The sequence below is a fragment of the Photobacterium sanguinicancri genome (assembly GCF_002265265.1).
GTDB lineage: Bacteria > Pseudomonadota > Gammaproteobacteria > Enterobacterales > Vibrionaceae > Photobacterium > Photobacterium sanguinicancri.
On record NZ_NOIF01000049.1, the window covers coordinates 1 to 15832 of the forward strand.

General features: G+C 45.7%; 15 protein-coding genes and 1 tRNA gene. 15 read left to right on the forward strand and 1 reads right to left on the reverse strand.

What is annotated here, in order from left to right; translation table 11 throughout:
- The first annotated feature begins 170 nt into the window (after positions 1 to 170).
- From ftsB to rpoS, 8 genes are read left to right on the forward strand one after another with little or no spacing between them, the layout of a single operon-like run.
- Positions 171 to 446 (forward strand): cell division protein FtsB, encoded by a 276-nt coding sequence (gene ftsB / locus ASV53_RS09745; RefSeq protein ID WP_094956959.1) that lies wholly within the window; start codon positions 171 to 173, stop codon positions 444 to 446.
- A gap of 39 nt (positions 447 to 485) precedes the next feature.
- Positions 486 to 1181 carry a 2-C-methyl-D-erythritol 4-phosphate cytidylyltransferase gene (ispD, locus tag ASV53_RS09750; RefSeq protein WP_094956960.1) on the forward strand — a complete coding sequence of 232 codons (696 nt, stop codon included), beginning with the start codon at positions 486 to 488 and terminating at the stop codon, positions 1179 to 1181.
- Positions 1181 to 1657 carry a 2-C-methyl-D-erythritol 2,4-cyclodiphosphate synthase gene (ispF, locus tag ASV53_RS09755; protein ID WP_094956972.1) on the forward strand — a complete coding sequence of 159 codons (477 nt, stop codon included), beginning with the start codon at positions 1181 to 1183 and terminating at the stop codon, positions 1655 to 1657. The genes ispD and ispF overlap by 1 nt, the downstream gene beginning before the upstream one ends.
- 27 nt (positions 1658 to 1684) lie before the next feature.
- Positions 1685 to 2749 carry a tRNA pseudouridine(13) synthase TruD gene (truD, locus tag ASV53_RS09760; protein ID WP_189337855.1) on the forward strand — a complete coding sequence of 355 codons (1065 nt, stop codon included), beginning with the start codon at positions 1685 to 1687 and terminating at the stop codon, positions 2747 to 2749.
- Positions 2730 to 3479 (forward strand): 5'/3'-nucleotidase SurE, encoded by a 750-nt coding sequence (surE, locus tag ASV53_RS09765; protein WP_094956961.1) that lies wholly within the window; start codon positions 2730 to 2732, stop codon positions 3477 to 3479. The genes truD and surE overlap by 20 nt, the downstream gene beginning before the upstream one ends.
- A 2-nt stretch (positions 3480 to 3481) precedes the next feature.
- Positions 3482 to 4111 carry a protein-L-isoaspartate(D-aspartate) O-methyltransferase gene (locus ASV53_RS09770; RefSeq protein ID WP_094956962.1) on the forward strand — a complete coding sequence of 210 codons (630 nt, stop codon included), beginning with the start codon at positions 3482 to 3484 and terminating at the stop codon, positions 4109 to 4111.
- A gap of 3 nt (positions 4112 to 4114) precedes the next feature.
- Positions 4115 to 5041, forward strand: a complete 927-nt coding sequence (nlpD, locus tag ASV53_RS09775; RefSeq protein ID WP_062692766.1) for a murein hydrolase activator NlpD — start codon at positions 4115 to 4117, stop codon at positions 5039 to 5041.
- Positions 5042 to 5089: 48 nt separating this feature from the next.
- The gene (rpoS, locus tag ASV53_RS09780) at positions 5090 to 6082 is read left to right on the forward strand and encodes an RNA polymerase sigma factor RpoS (protein WP_094956963.1); all 993 of its coding nucleotides are present in this window, start codon (positions 5090 to 5092) and stop codon (positions 6080 to 6082) included.
- A gap of 132 nt (positions 6083 to 6214) precedes the next feature.
- Here the strand turns inward: rpoS and mutS are convergent, their stop codons facing one another.
- On the reverse strand, positions 6215 to 8752 hold the full coding sequence (mutS, locus tag ASV53_RS09785; RefSeq protein ID WP_439126481.1) for a DNA mismatch repair protein MutS: 2538 nt from the start codon (positions 8750 to 8752) through the stop codon (positions 6215 to 6217).
- Between the two features lie 207 nt (positions 8753 to 8959).
- Between mutS and ASV53_RS09790 the strand changes: the two genes are divergently transcribed.
- The 7 genes from ASV53_RS09790 to ASV53_RS09820 all read left to right on the forward strand — a co-directional run bounded on the left by ASV53_RS09790 (position 8960) and on the right by ASV53_RS09820 (position 15829).
- The gene (locus ASV53_RS09790) at positions 8960 to 9463 is read left to right on the forward strand and encodes a CinA family protein (protein ID WP_094956965.1); all 504 of its coding nucleotides are present in this window, start codon (positions 8960 to 8962) and stop codon (positions 9461 to 9463) included.
- A 101-nt stretch (positions 9464 to 9564) separates the two neighbouring features.
- Positions 9565 to 10614 (forward strand): recombinase RecA, encoded by a 1050-nt coding sequence (gene recA, locus ASV53_RS09795; RefSeq protein ID WP_062692761.1) that lies wholly within the window; start codon positions 9565 to 9567, stop codon positions 10612 to 10614.
- Between the two features lie 93 nt (positions 10615 to 10707).
- Entirely contained in the window at positions 10708 to 11196 is a 489-nt protein-coding gene (gene recX / locus ASV53_RS09800; protein WP_094956966.1) for a recombination regulator RecX, read from the forward strand.
- Positions 11197 to 11410: 214 nt separating this feature from the next.
- Positions 11411 to 14032, forward strand: a complete 2622-nt coding sequence (gene alaS, locus ASV53_RS09805; RefSeq protein WP_094956967.1) for an alanine--tRNA ligase — start codon at positions 11411 to 11413, stop codon at positions 14030 to 14032.
- 15 nt (positions 14033 to 14047) lie between these two features.
- Positions 14048 to 15226 (forward strand): aspartate kinase, encoded by a 1179-nt coding sequence (locus tag ASV53_RS09810; RefSeq protein WP_062692756.1) that lies wholly within the window; start codon positions 14048 to 14050, stop codon positions 15224 to 15226.
- A gap of 83 nt (positions 15227 to 15309) precedes the next feature.
- Positions 15310 to 15507 (forward strand): carbon storage regulator CsrA, encoded by a 198-nt coding sequence (gene csrA, locus ASV53_RS09815; protein WP_062692754.1) that lies wholly within the window; start codon positions 15310 to 15312, stop codon positions 15505 to 15507.
- Between the two features lie 230 nt (positions 15508 to 15737).
- Positions 15738 to 15829, forward strand: a tRNA-Ser gene (locus ASV53_RS09820).
- The last annotated feature ends 3 nt before the right edge of the window (positions 15830 to 15832 follow it).

Here is a 15832-nt window from a genome sequence, read left to right on the forward strand (position 1 = left end):
TTTTTATACTTAAATAAAAAAGACATGCGTGCGAATGCTAGTCAGAAATCGCGTATTGTGGGATGATTGCCGAGCGTGTTGAAGGCGTCTTATTTGCCGAGCTTATGATGAATTGCATTTGGGCTCGGCAAATAGGTATGAATAACAAAACCAAATAGAGTGGGATTTCCATGCGTTTGTTAACTGTACTGATGTTATCCGTGCTGTGCTGGCTACAATATGAATTCTGGCTTGGAAAAAATGGCATGATGGAATACTTGCAGGTTAAAGATAACGTTGAGATTCAGCGTCATGCGAATGCTGAAGTCGCGCTGCGTAATCAGCAAATGTATGTCGAAATTTTCGATCTTAACCGTGGCCTTGAAGCGGTAGAAGAACGAGCAAGAAATGAACTTGGCATGATAAAACCGAAAGAAACATTTTTCCGTATTGTTGGTGATAATTAACTATCACTGTATTGCCATTATGAATAGCGAACTTCTAACATGACCCAACAACTGACTGCTGTCGTTCCAGCGGCAGGGGTAGGTAGCCGCATGGCTGCTGACCGACCTAAGCAATATCTATCCATTGCGGGTAAAACAATTTTAGAACATACCATCGACCGCTTGTTGAGCCACCCTGCTATTCAGCATGTCGTTATTGCGATTACTCCCTCCGACCCTTATTTTGCTGATTTGCCGCTAGGGCAAGATCCGCGAATTACGGTTGTTGATGGTGGTGCCGAGCGGGCAGATTCGGTGTTTGCAGGTTTGGCAAAAGTACCGAATGATAGCTGGGTATTAGTGCATGATGCTGCTCGTCCATGTTTGCGTCAGAGCGATCTTCAAAATTTGATCGATGCCGCTTTACATAGTGATTGCGGAGCAATCCTAGCATCGCCTGTGCGCGATACCATGAAGCGTGGTAACGGTGAACAAGGGATCGCAAACACAGTTGACCGAAGTGATTTATGGCACGCGCTGACTCCGCAAATGTTTAAAGCTGAAGAGTTACGTGAGGCCTTACAAACTGCATTACGTGACGGCGCGATGGTGACAGATGAAGCCTCTGCGTTGGAACACTGCGGTAAAACACCACGTCTAGTGAAAGGGCGTGCGGATAATATAAAAGTAACCCAGCCTGAAGATTTAGCGCTGGCTGAATTTTATTTGCAATTATTGGTAAAGGAACAAGCATGATGCGAATTGGACACGGCTTTGATGTGCACAAATTTGGCGGTGAAGGCCCAGTAATTATTGGTGGCGTAGCCGTACCTTATGAGCAAGGGCTGATTGCCCACTCAGATGGGGATGTAGCGCTTCATGCTGTTTGTGATGCTTTACTCGGCGCGATTGGCGCGGGTGATATTGGCCGTCACTTCCCAGATACTGATGCTGAGTGGAAAGGCGCAGATAGTCGATTTTTGCTGCGTGACGTTTACCATAAAGTAAAAGCAAAAGGTTACCGCTTAGGTAACCTAGATGTCACCATTATTGCGCAGGCGCCTAAAATGGCACCGCATATTGATGACATGTGTAAAACGATTGCTGAAGATTTAGAAACAACAATCGATAATATTAATGTTAAAGCAACAACCTCTGAGCGTTTAGGATTTACTGGACGTAAAGAAGGTATCGCATGCGAAGCAGTTGTTTTAATTCACAAGGCTAACTAAGCAGTAGCCCACTATAACGGTGTGATTATGTCTGATGTAATGGACAACTTTTTATGGCTTCACGGTAAGCCAACCTCACAAGGCTACATCAAAGTATTACCTGAACACTTTGTTGTAAAAGAGAATCTCGGCTTCTCATTTGCGGGCCATGGTGAGCACTTTATGGTCAAAATCCATAAAGTGGGTGAGAACACTAAATATGTCGTGAATGAGCTAGCAAAAGCATGTGGGGTCAAATCACGTGATGTAAGCTGGGCTGGCTTGAAAGATCGCCATGCAGTAACAGAACAGTGGTTGAGTGTTCATTTACCAGGTAAAGATGATCCTGATCTTGCTCAGTTTGAAGCGGAGCACCCTGGCATTAAAGTGTTAGAGACTGCTCGCCATGATAAAAAATTACGTCCAGGCGATTTAGTTGGTAACTGGTTTGAATTGCGTCTAACCGATATTGATACGCCAGCGGCGGTAATTGAACGATTAGAAAAAGTGCAGCAACAGGGTGTGCCTAACTACTTTGGTGAGCAACGTTTTGGCCGTGGTGGTAATAACGTTGTTAAGGCGCGCGCTTGGGGTAACGACGAGTTTCGTGTCCGTGATAAAAGCAAACGTAGCTTTTATTTATCGGCAGCGCGTTCATGGTTATTTAATATGGTGCTATCTGCGCGTATTGAACAACAAAACGTGCACACAGTCATATTAGGTGACTGCTTACAAGCGCAAGGTCGTCATGACTGCACGCTGGTTGAGTCTCTGGACTGTGATTGGCAAAGTAAAGTGGATGCTGGTGAACTTGCGATTACTGCACCTATGGTGGGCGATAATGCCTTGCCAACCAGTGCTGATGCGGAAGCGTTTGAATTGACTGTGATTGATGCAGAATTACCATTGCTCAAATTGATCCGTGATAACCGTATGCGCCATGAGCGTCGTCCACTGTTGCTTAAACCAGAGCAACTAGCATGGCAGCAAGAAGATAACGATATTGTTGTTTCTTTTGCTCTGCCTGCGGGCTGCTTTGCAACGGCAGTCGTGCGTGAATTAATGACAGTACGAGAGCAAGAAGGCGAATACTATGCGAATTCTGATCAGTAACGATGATGGCATTTTTGCAGAAGGGATAAATATCCTAGCCGAGTCGTTAGCTGAGCTAGGAGAAGTGGTTGTTGTTGCCCCTGATCGTAACCGTTCAGGCGCATCGAACTCACTGACGTTAGATATCCCGCTGCGCATCCGTGAAGAAGGTCAAGGGCGTGTGTCTGTTGAAGGCACACCAACCGACTGCGTACATTTTGCGTTGAATGAATGGTTAGATTACCGCCCTGATTTAGTGGTTGCTGGCATTAACCACGGCGCTAACTTGGGTGATGATGTGTTGTATTCAGGGACTGTTGCGGCTGCAACCGAAGGGCATTTTTTAGGTGTGCCAGCGATTGCAGTCTCATTAGTGGGTAAAGCACACTTTGCAACAGCAGCACAGGTTGTGAAAGAGGTGATTGTAAATATGCAGTCGATCCCTTTACCGACCAATAAAATTCTAAACATTAACGTGCCTGATTTACCCTATTCTGACCTTCAACCTTGGCAGGTTACTCGTTTAGGTGCTCGTCATCGTGCCGAAGATATGGTGAAAGAAATCGACCCTCGTGGCAAAACAGTTTATTGGTTAGGCCCTCCAGGTGCTTGCCAAGATGCAGGGCTCGGTACGGATTTTTACGCGATAGAACAAGGTGCTGTGTCGATCACACCACTACAAGTCGATTTAACCGCGCATGATGTCATTTCAGACATGAAGCAGTGGATGCAAGATGTGGAGATAAATTAAGGATGCGCCATGTGAGAGAGCGGCACAACCTAATGACATTTTTAAAACAGCAAGGTATCACCAATGAGAGTGTACTGGCTGCAATTGAAAATGTACCAAGGGAGCTGTTTGTCGATGAAGCCTTTTCTCATCAAGCTTATGAAAACAATGCCTTGCCGATTGGCAGTGGTCAGACGATTTCACAGCCTTATATTGTCGCTAAAATGACGCAATTACTTGCGCTGACACCAGAATCGAAAGTATTAGAAATTGGTACAGGTTCTGGATACCAAACGGCAGTATTGGCGCACTTAGTCAATCATGTTTGTTCTGTGGAGCGCATAAAAGCATTGCAGTGGCAGGCTAAACGTCGCTTTAAAAAGCTCGAACTCCATAATATTTCAACAAAACATGGTGATGGTTGGCTTGGTTGGCACAATAAAGGGCCATTCGATGCCATTATTGTTACAGCAGCCGCGGAAACATTGCCCGTTGAGTTGTTGACGCAATTAACCCATGGTGGCCGCTTGATTATTCCTGTAGGTGAGCACCAGCAAGTGTTAAAGCAAGTCACGCGTCAGGGGGATGAGTTTTTATATCAAGATATTGAAGTTGTACGTTTTGTTCCGCTAGTGGCTGGAGAGTTAGCGTAAAGCATGATTAAAGGCGTGTTAGGGAAACACTATTGGCGGGTATTAGCGGTAGCAACGAGTTTGCTGCTGCTGTCTGCTTGTAGCTCAAATCCGCCAGCCCCAGTCTCGAGTATTAATAGTAAATACGGTAATGTCGAACGTGGCAGTTTCCGTGGTAGCTACTACCAAGTAAAAAAAGGCGATACATTATACTTTATCGCCTATGTTACTGGTCGTGACGTTAAAGATATCGTTGCGAATAACCGTTTGTCTGCTCCATACACCATTTATCCAGGACAAAAGCTTCAACTTTGGAAGCCGAAATATACAGCGCCATCGTATGGAAAGTCAGCGCCTGTCATCGTGGCTAAAACACCATCTAAAACAACCAAAAGCCAAGCAAAGCCGAAACCCAAGCCCAAGCCTAAGCCGAAACAAACAACCCCAGTGAAAAAGGCTCAACCCCAGGCTGCACAAAAAACCGCCAATAAAAAAGTTGATCAGGCTCGCACAAAGGAGTACTCTCAAAACACCAAAAGTAACAAAGTTGTTACAAAAAGTGCAAGTTCCAACAACAAGGTTGACCGTTGGATTTGGCCAACGCAAGGGCGACTTATTGCTGGTTTCTCTAACTCTGAAAATGGTAATAAAGGGTTAGATATTGCAGGTCAACGGGGACAAGCGGTAAAAGCATCGGCGGCTGGCCATGTGGTATACGCAGGTAATGCACTTAGAGGCTATGGCAATTTAGTGATCATCAAACACAGCGATGACTATCTAAGCGCTTATGCCCATAACGATAAGTTACTGGTGAAAGAAAAGCAGGCAGTTAAAGCAGGTCAGAAGATAGCTTCCATGGGAAGTTCTGGCGCTAAGAGTGTCCGTTTACACTTTGAGATCCGTTACAAAGGTAAGTCAGTCAATCCGATGCGCTACTTACCGAAAAAATAGACAAGCTGAAGTTGTAATGTCTTGCTAACTCGCCATCTGGGAGGCGCTATGAGTAGAAGCAGCACAGCCAAAAACATCGAAAAATTTGATTTTGATGAAGACATGGAAATGGAAACCCCTACCGTAACAGAAAAAGCGGAAGTCGCTGAAACTGAAGCCGATGATGCAGAAATTTCACGTTACGGAACAACGCAAAAAGCACTTGATGCGACCCAACTTTATCTTGGAGAAATTGGTTTCTCCCCCCTCCTTACCGCAGAAGAAGAAGTGCTTTACGCTCGTCGCGCCTTACGTGGTGACGAAGTTGCCCGTAAACGTATGATTGAAAGTAATCTCCGTTTAGTGGTGAAAATTTCTCGTCGTTACAGTAACCGAGGACTTGCCCTTTTAGATCTTGTTGAAGAAGGTAATCTAGGTCTGATTCGTGCGGTTGAGAAATTTGACCCTGAGCGCGGCTTTCGTTTTTCAACTTACGCAACATGGTGGATCCGCCAAACCATTGAGCGGGCGATCATGAACCAAACGCGTACTATCCGTTTGCCTATCCATGTGGTTAAAGAGTTGAACGTATATTTACGTACTGCACGCGAGCTAGCGCAAAAACTGGATCATGAACCCACCGCGGAAGACATTGCCCTCAAATTAGAAAAACCCGTTGATGATGTCAATCGGATGCTGCGTTTGAACGAGCGTGTAGGCTCGGTGGATAACCCGATTGGTGGTGACTCCGAGAAAGCCTTACTTGATATTATTCCAGATGAAAAAAATGGTGGACCTGAAACCTCAACCCAAGACGATGATATCAAACACTCAATAGTGGCATGGCTACAAGAGTTGAACCCTAAGCAGCGTGAAGTGCTAGCCCGTCGTTTTGGACTACTGGGTTATGAAGCATCAACCCTCGAAGATGTCGGCCGAGAAATTGGTTTAACACGTGAGCGCGTTCGTCAAATTCAAGTTGAAGGGCTTCGCCGTTTGCGTGACATGCTAACCCATCAGGGCTTAAGCATTGAATCTTTGTTTAACCAAGATATGTTATAGCAACTTAGTTTCCATCCTAGCTGTACCCCCAAATTGGGTACATCCATAACGTTGATATACCAACGAAAAAGAGGACGCATTATGCGTCCTCTTTGTCTTTTTAGTCGTTATAGCCACCAGCTGAACACTTGATTATAGCAGCGCTTTTAAGCGGTAAAGTTCATCCAGAGCTTGGCGTGGCGTCATCTCATCGGGGTTAACTTTGGCCAATGCTTCTTCTACTTCACTTGGTTCTGGGATCAGCGTGAGTTGGTTTTCTTCTTTTGGCACACCACCTGTAGGCTTGATGGCCTGTTGGTGACCGCTCGCTTCCAATTGTTGCAGTTTACTCTTAGCACGTTTAATGACGGGTTTAGGTACACCCGCTAAACTGGCAACGGCTAAGCCGTAAGATTTGCTGGCAGCACCTTCTTGAACGGCATGCATAAAGGCAATTTCATCGCCGTGTTCAACCGCATCTAAGTGAACATTCGCCAAACCATCCATTAATGACGGTAGCTCGGTTAATTCAAAGTAGTGGGTCGCAAAGAGTGTCATTGCGGCAATTTTTTCAGCTAACCATTCAGCACTGGCCCATGCTAGCGATAGGCCATCATAAGTACTGGTGCCACGGCCAATTTCATCCATTAGTACTAAGCTATTTTGGGTGGCATTGTGCAATATATTCGCTGTTTCTGTCATTTCGACCATGAAGGTTGAACGGCCAGAGGCTAAATCGTCAGAAGCACCAATACGGGTGAAAATGCGATCAAGAGGGCCAATTTTAACGGCTTCAGCTGGTACAAACGAACCCACATGGGCCATTAAGGCAATCAAGGCGGTTTGACGCATATAGGTCGATTTACCACCCATATTTGGACCCGTAACGATCAGCATACGGCGATCGTGGTGGAGTGAGATAGGGTTAGCGATAAAAGGTTCGCTTAGCACTTGCTCAACGACAGGGTGACGGCCAGCGGTTATCTCAATCCCAGTTTGTTCGGTGATCTCCGGACGGCAGTAATTTAGAGTGTCGGCGCGCTCTGCAAGGTTCGCCAGTACATCGAGTTCAGAGAGTGCGCTGGCGATTAATTGCAGTTGTTCGAGGTGCGGTAGCAACAAGTCAAACAACTCTTCCCACAGTTTTTTCTCTAATGCTAATGCTTTAGATTTTGAATGCAGCACTTTATCTTCGTGTTCTTTTAGCTCGGGGATAATGTAACGTTCGGCATTTTTTAGCGTTTGGCGACGCACATAGTGCGCAGGGACTAAGTGGCTTTGACCACGGCTGACTTGGATAAAGAAACCGTGCACTTGGTTAAAGCCAACCTTTAAACTATCGATATCGTGATGTTCACGTTCGCGCTTTTCTAATTCATCAAGGTAGCGGGTTGCACCATCAGCAAGATCGCGCCATTCGTCTAATTCGGCGTTATAACCTTCAGCTAAAACACCACCATCGCGCATGACGACAGGTGGATTCTCTTTGACGGCACGTTCGAGCAATTCGCAGATGTCATCCATAGGCGCAGCGTGCTGAGCTAACTCTTTAACACGAATTTGGTCAGTGTCAGACAGAATATCGCTGAGTTCTGGTAAGTGCTGTAGTGCGGTACGCATACGGGCTAAATCGCGTGGGCGGGCAGAACGTAATGCAAGGCGTGCCAAGATACGCTCAAGGTCGCCCATATTGCGAAGGTTGCTTGCCACATCCATGAATAGACCAGAGTCTTTAAATGCAGCAATGGCATCAAGACGACCATTGAGTTGTTGGCGATCGCGGATCGGTTGGTGCAACCAACGTTTTAGCAAACGGCTACCCATAGGGGTAGCGGTATGATCCAGTACTGATGCCAACGTATTATCAAATCCGCCTGCAAGGTTTTGGGTCAGCTCTAAGTTACGACGGGTCGCAGCATCAAGAATCACAGCATGATCTTTACGATCTAAGGTGATCGCGCGAATGTGTGGTAGCGCAGTACGTTGCGTGTCTTTGACATATTGCAGCAAGCAACCAGCCGCACATAAGCCATGCTCCGCTTTTTCAACACCAAAACCCACAAGATCACGGGTGCCAAACTGCAAGGTAAGTTGCTGGCGTGCTGTCTCAATATCAAATTCCCACAATGGGCGGCGACGAGTGCCTTTGATATGTTCAATAATGTGCTGGTGACTGAAATCTTCTGAGTAGAGTAACTCTGCAGGACTGGTGCGTTGTAATTCAGCTTGCATCGCTTCTTCAGTTTCAGGCTCTGACAGCATAAAGCGGCCAGAGGTAATATCGAGTGTGGCATAGCCAAATCGATCACCCGAGTGGAAGATAGCTGCGATAAGGTTGTCGTGACGCTCATTAAGTAACGCCTCATCACTGACTGTACCTGGTGTGACAATACGAACAACTTGGCGTTCAACTGGGCCTTTACTGGTTGCAGGATCACCGATCTGCTCACAGATAGCGACTGACACACCTTGTTGAACAAGCTTTGCTAAATAGCCTTCAACAGCATGATGTGGCACACCTGCCATCGGGATTGGCTCGCCGTTAGATGACCCTCTTTTTGTTAGGGAAATATCTAATAGCTGAGAAGCATTCTTGGCATCATCAAAAAATAGTTCGTAGAAATCCCCCATACGATAAAACAACAACACATCAGGGTTTTCAGCCTTGATCCTTAAAAACTGCTGCATCATTGGGGTGTGCTTTTCTAAACCTTTCACTGTCACGATATTGCCTACTTAGTTTGTTCTGAGATGCCAGATGAAATTCTGGAGAGTAAGGATACGTGAATCCGATCTGGTGGCAAAGTGGTAGCGAGGATTTTCTTCACTTGCACTTGGCGTTAGTATCAAGGAAGCAATACATCAGGAAACGGCATGAGCCACACTCAGGAGAATAGTATGGAATCCACAATACAATTAGCCACTCTATTAGGCGACGCTTTACTAAAACAAGGTTGGATTGCCACTACCGCAGAGTCGTGCACTGGCGGTGGTGTTTCTGCGGCGATTACCGATATTGCTGGAAGTTCAGCGTGGTTTGATCGGGCGTTTATCACTTACAGTAACGAAGCCAAACAGCAGATGCTAGGGGTGAGCGAGCACGCATTGATAGCAGAAGGTGCCGTGAGTGAAACCGTGGTTGAGCAAATGTCCACTGGGGCATTATTGCATTCTATGGCCGATATTAGCGTGGCGATCAGTGGCATTGCTGGCCCAACAGGTGCAACGGAAACTAAGCCTGTTGGTACTGTGTGTTTTGGCTGGGCAGATAAGACGGGTTGGCATCAACAAACGACCTGTATATTTGCCGGTGATCGCACTCAAGTTAGAGCCCTCGCGATAGAAAAAGCACTGAGCGGAATGGTAGAACGCTTGCAGCAGTTGGGCTCACCAGTGATGTAAGACTATTTACCATAAAAAAAACTCAACCAGTGCTAGACACTGTATGAATAGACAGTATACTAAGCCCATCAACCTTATTTCATTATCCGTTGGAGAGTCGAATGGACGACAACAAACAAAAGGCTCTTGCCGCAGCGTTAGGCCAGATTGAAAAGCAATTCGGTAAAGGTTCAATCATGAAGTTGGGCGATAACCGCACAATGGATATTGAAACTATATCTACCGGTTCATTGTCACTGGATATCGCACTTGGTGCTGGTGGCTTACCAATGGGACGTATTGTTGAAATCTATGGTCCTGAATCATCAGGTAAAACAACGTTAACGCTTGAAGCTATTGCATGTGCACAAAAAGCAGGTAAGACATGTGCATTTATCGATGCTGAGCACGCACTGGATCCTATCTACGCGCAAAAATTGGGCGTTGATATTGATCAGTTATTGGTTTCTCAGCCAGATACCGGCGAACAAGCGCTAGAAATCGTTGATGCACTAGCACGTTCAGGTGCTGTTGATATGATTGTTGTCGATTCAGTTGCAGCACTGACACCTAAGGCTGAAATCGAAGGTGAAATGGGCGACTCGCATATGGGCTTACAGGCACGTATGTTATCGCAAGCAATGCGTAAGCTAACGGGTAACCTAAAGCAATCAAATTGCATGTGTGTTTTCATTAACCAAATTCGAATGAAAATTGGTGTGATGTTCGGTAACCCAGAAACAACAACTGGCGGTAATGCGCTTAAATTCTACGCTTCTGTACGTCTTGATATTCGTCGTACGGGTGCAATCAAAGATGGCGACGAAGTAGTGGGTAACGAAACCCGCATCAAAGTTGTGAAGAACAAAATTGCTGCACCATTTAAGCAAGCTGAGACCCAAATCCTATATGGCCAAGGCTTTAACCGTAACGGTGAGCTGATTGACCTTGGTGTGAAGCACAAGCTTGTTGAAAAAGCCGGTGCGTGGTACAGCTACAAAGGCGATAAGATTGGCCAAGGTAAAGCGAACTCTTGTAAGCACCTTGTTGAAAACCCAGCTATCGCAGCTGAAATTGAAAAATCACTGCGCGATATGTTGCTAAGCAAAGAACCACTGGCTGAAGACGAAAGCATTGAAGGTATCGATGCTGCAGAAGGTGAAGCGTTTTAATTAACGGCTCATCTTGTGACGCAATCAGCGATAAAATGAATTAATGACGGGCTCTGTATGAAAATACAGAGCCCGTTTTGTTTGGATGAAATAATGACTGATAACGCATCTAAAAAAAAACAAGGGAAAACTAGACCTAAAAAGTCGGTAAAAGAAGCCGCGGTTGGGTATTTATCTCGTCGTGACCACGCTGAAAAAGAGCTGCGACAGAAATTGAAGAACAGTGGTTATCGTGGTGAAGAGATTGATCAAGCGATCGACTTTTGCCAAGACTATAACTGGCTGGATGATGTTCGTTATGCCTGCATTATGATGAGAAACGGGATAGCGAAAGGGTGGGGGGAGCTGCGTATTAAGCAAGAAATGGAAGTGAAAGGGATCGCGAGCGGTATTATTGATCAGATCTTTGAGGGGGCAGAAACAGATTGGTATGAACATGCTCGCGATGTTGCTATTCGCAAATTTGGTCAGACGGCAATAGATACGCCGAAAGAAAAAGCAAAACGCTATCGATTTATGCAATATCGCGGTTTTAATTTTGACCAAATCGCTTATGCATTCAATCAAGATGAAGAATATTAAAGAATCCTGCTTTTTATTGCGGCTTTTCGCAACATAACATTTCCAGTTACTGCCACCGTTGTTTTACAATAGCCCCCAAAAAATTTATCTTAGAGCGATTCGAGCCCTCACGATTACGTGGTTTGCAGCAAACAGCAAAGCTACATATTGTTAAGGGAATCACTCTACGTGATTATTCTGTCATCAATACAAAGCATTTATTCAGGATTTGCCAATGTACATGAGCACTGATGAGATTCGCCGTGCGTTTCTTGCGTTTTTTGAGAGCAAGGGCCACCAAATTGTGGAAAGCTCTTCGCTTGTACCAGCGAACGACCCAACGTTGTTGTTCACTAATGCAGGTATGAACCAATTTAAAGACACTTTTCTAGGTCTTGAAAAGCGTAACTACACACGAGCGACAACTGCTCAGCGCTGTGTACGTGCGGGTGGTAAACACAATGACCTTGAGAATGTTGGCTTTACAGCACGTCACCATACGTTTTTTGAAATGCTGGGTAACTTCAGCTTCGGTGATTACTTCAAGCAAGATGCGATTAAATACGCATGGGAATTTCTAACGGTTACGTTGAAATTGCCAGAAGAACGCCTGCTGGTAACCATTTACGAAACCGATGACGAAGCTTTCGACATCTGGAATAAAGAAATGGGCATTCCAGCTGATCGCATCGTTCGCATTGGTGATAACAAAGGCGCACCGTACGCGTCAGATAACTTCTGGCAGATGGGTGACACAGGCCCTTGTGGTCCTTGTACTGAAATTTTCTACGATCACGGTGAGCACATTTGGGGTGGCCGCCCTGGTACGCCTGAAGAAGATGGCGACCGTTTCATCGAGATTTGGAACAACGTATTCATGCAATTCAACCGTCAAGCTGACGGTACAATGGAACCGCTGCCTAAGCCTTCTGTTGATACAGGCATGGGTATTGAGCGTATTGCAGCAATCATGCAGGGCGTTCACTCAAACTACGAAATCGATATTTTCCAAACGCTAATTAAAGAGTCTGCGAAAGTTATCGGTCACGATGACCTGTCTAACCAATCACTGCGCGTTGTGGCTGACCACATTCGTTCATGTGCATTCCTGATCGTTGATGGCGTTATGCCTTCAAACGAAGGCCGTGGTTACGTACTTCGTCGTATTATTCGTCGTGCTGTTCGTCACGGTAACAAGCTTGGTGCACAAGGTGCATTCTTCTACAAACTTGTAGGTCCTTTAGCTGAAATCATGGGCACAGCCGGTGAAGAGTTGAAGAAACAGCAAGCGATCGTAGAAAAAGTACTGAAAATTGAAGAAGACAACTTTGGTCGTACACTGGATCGTGGTCTAGCTATTCTAAATGAAGCGCTAGAAAGCCTAGATGACAAAGTTTTAGATGGCGAAACAGTATTTAAACTTTACGATACTTACGGTTTCCCTGCTGACTTAACCAACGATGTAGCGCGTGAGCGTGGCTTCTCTATTGATGAAGATGGTTTCAATGAAGCAATGGAAGCGCAGCGCCAACGTGCACGTGAAGCGGGTTCATTCGGTGTTGATTACAACAACGCGATCAAAATTGACGCATCAACAGAATTCTGTGGCTACACGGCAACACAAGGCGAAGGCCAAGTTGTTGCGCTTTACTGTAATGGTGAAGCTGTAGATAGCGTTAATGCTGGCGAAGAAGCACTTATCGTACTTGATAATACGCCTTTCTATGCTGAATCGGGTGGCCAAAGCGGCGACGCTGGTGTGATCAGTGCTGCTGGCGTTAAGTTTGACGTTGCAGATACTCAGAAATTCAGCGATGCTATCGGCCATTCTGGCGTAGTGGCTGAAGGCGCTATCAAGATTGGCGATAAAGTAGTCGCAAACGTTGATATTGCTCGTCGTCAAGCGATTAGCTTAAACCACTCAGCAACACACTTGCTGCATGCTGCGCTGCGTAACCTACTAGGTGAGCACGTCGCACAGAAAGGTTCTTTGGTTAAAGCTGACTCACTACGTTTTGACTTCTCTCACCTTGAAGGTGTGAAAGCGGAAGAACTTCGTGAAGTAGAGCGTGTTGTGAACGAGCAAATTCGTTTAAACAACACCATCGAAACGAATGTGATGGACATTGAATCGGCGAAAGAAAAAGGTGCGATGGCACTGTTCGGCGAGAAATATGACGATGAAGTCCGTGTGCTAAGCATGGGTGACTTCTCTACAGAGCTTTGTGGTGGTATCCACGCTGCAAATACGGGTGACATTGGTCTATTTAAGATTGTGTCTGAAGGTGGTATCGCTGCCGGTATTCGTCGTATTGAAGCGGTAACAGGTGCTGGCGCAATTGCAGCGTTACATGCACAAGAAGCACTACTGTCTGAAACTGCGAGCCTAGTTAAATCTGATGCGGCTTCAGTAGCAAGCAAAGTGGGTGCACTGGTTGCTCATAGCAAGCAGCTAGAGAAAGAAATTCAGCAACTGAAAGATAAGTTAGCTGCACAAGAAGGTGCAGACCTTATTAGTCAGGCGCAAGAAATTAACGGCGTTAAAGTGTTAATTTCTCAACTAGATGGAGCGGATAACAAAGCTCTACGCGGTATGGTTGACGAACTGAAAAACCAACTGGGTAGTGGTGTTGTTGTTCTTGGTAATGTAAGCGATGGCAAGGTAGGCCTTATTGCTGGCGTAACCAAAGATCTTATCGGCAAGGTAAAAGCAGGCGAGCTAGTAAACTTAGTAGCGCAGCAAGTTGGCGGTAAGGGCGGTGGTCGTCCTGATATGGCACAAGCAGGCGGTACTGATGCAGCGGCATTGCCAGCAGCATTAGAATCTGTAACGCCTTGGTTAGCTGAAAAACTGTAAAACTGGAGAGGTGAAGTGGCACTATTGGTGCAGAAATTTGGTGGTACTTCGGTCGGTAGTATCGAACGTATTGAAGCGGTGGCTGAGCGCGTGATTCAAACGCGCCAGCTTGGTCATAAAGTAGTTGTTGTTCTATCAGCAATGTCAGGTGAAACGAATCGCCTGCTGGGCTTAGCAAAGCAAATTGATGAGGTGCCAACACCTCGTGAGTTAGATGTGTTGCTAACAGCTGGAGAGCAAGTCTCTATAGCGCTATTGGCGATGGCCATTAATAAACGAGGCTTCAATGCTGTTTCGATGACAGCAGATCAAGTCACTATTCGAACGGATAATGCATTTAATAATGCCAATATCATATCGATAGATACAGACAGACTGGAAAGCCAGCTTGAGCAAGGTAAAATTGTGATTGTGGCTGGCTTTCAGGGGCGTGATAGTCATAACAATATCACGACTCTCGGTCGCGGTGGCTCTGACACCACGGCGGTTGCAGTGGCGGGTGCGTTGAAGGCTGACGAGTGTCAGATCTTTACGGATGTGGACGGGGTGTACACTACCGACCCCCGTATTGTGCCTTCAGCGGCTCGTTTACCAGAGATTCATTTTGACCACATGCAAACAATGGCTGCATGTGGTGCGAAAGTGCTACAATTACAGTCAGTTGAATATGCGCGTATGCATAAAGTACCCTTGAGAGTACTTTCTTCATTTGAAGAAGGTGAGGGTACGCTAGTTAACTTTGAAACGCAGCACTCACCAGTGATGGTTGGGATTGCGTTACAGCGTCAACAAGCTCTAATTCATATTGATGTGCCACTGGCTGAATTACAGCAACAGGTTGATCTGTTTGGTTTACAGGTTTGGGCTGTTACAAATACAGCACAGAGTGCACAAATTGTTGTCGCTAATGATGATTTAGCACGGCTACGGCTAGTGTTTGATAATAAAATGCGCCATATTAGTGATGTATCGACCCTGTCAATGGTTGGTGATAATGTTGTAACGGTTGCAGAAGCTGTTGTCACAACGTTAAGCAACACGAATATTCAGGTGCATCATAACAAGCAAATGACTGATTGCGTTTCGTTGCTAATCAATGAAGCCGACCATCAAACCGCGGTTGAAGTAATTCATCGTCAGTTTGTTGTGAATCAGGAACTTTTGGGCAATCCATCACTTCTAGCGGTTTCTTGAGTGGGAACTATTTACGAAGTCGTAAAAATTGTTGGATAATGCTCGTTAATATTTATAGAAGAGATTACTCAAGGAGCACATGAATGCTAATTCTGACTCGTCGCGTAGGTGAGACGTTAATGATTGGTGACGAAGTAACTGTCACTGTACTGGGTGTTAAAGGCAACCAAGTTCGCATCGGCGTTAATGCACCGAAAGAAGTTTCTGTACACCGTGAAGAGATTTACATGCGAATCCAAGCGGAAAAAGAAGCTGGAACACCAAATTCTGGTAACTTCTAATTAGAAGAAGGTCGGCCTATATATTGCTGGCCTTTTTTGTATCTGGCGGAAAAGTTTTCCTCCATCATTTTACTGCTAAATCAGACATAAATTAGTTAGATACCTCACAACAATGCCCGATTAACTACCGTCTTGGTTACTTACTGTGCGTGCGTGAGTTTTTGGACCATTTTTATCAATAAAGTGTTTGACTTATTTTCGGCTGGCAGTAATATGAGCCCCCGCAACACGGTGAGGTGGCCGAGAGGCTGAAGGCGCTCCCCTGCTAAGGGAGTATACGGTTTATCCCGTATCGAGGGTTCGAATCCCTCCTTCACCGCCATTA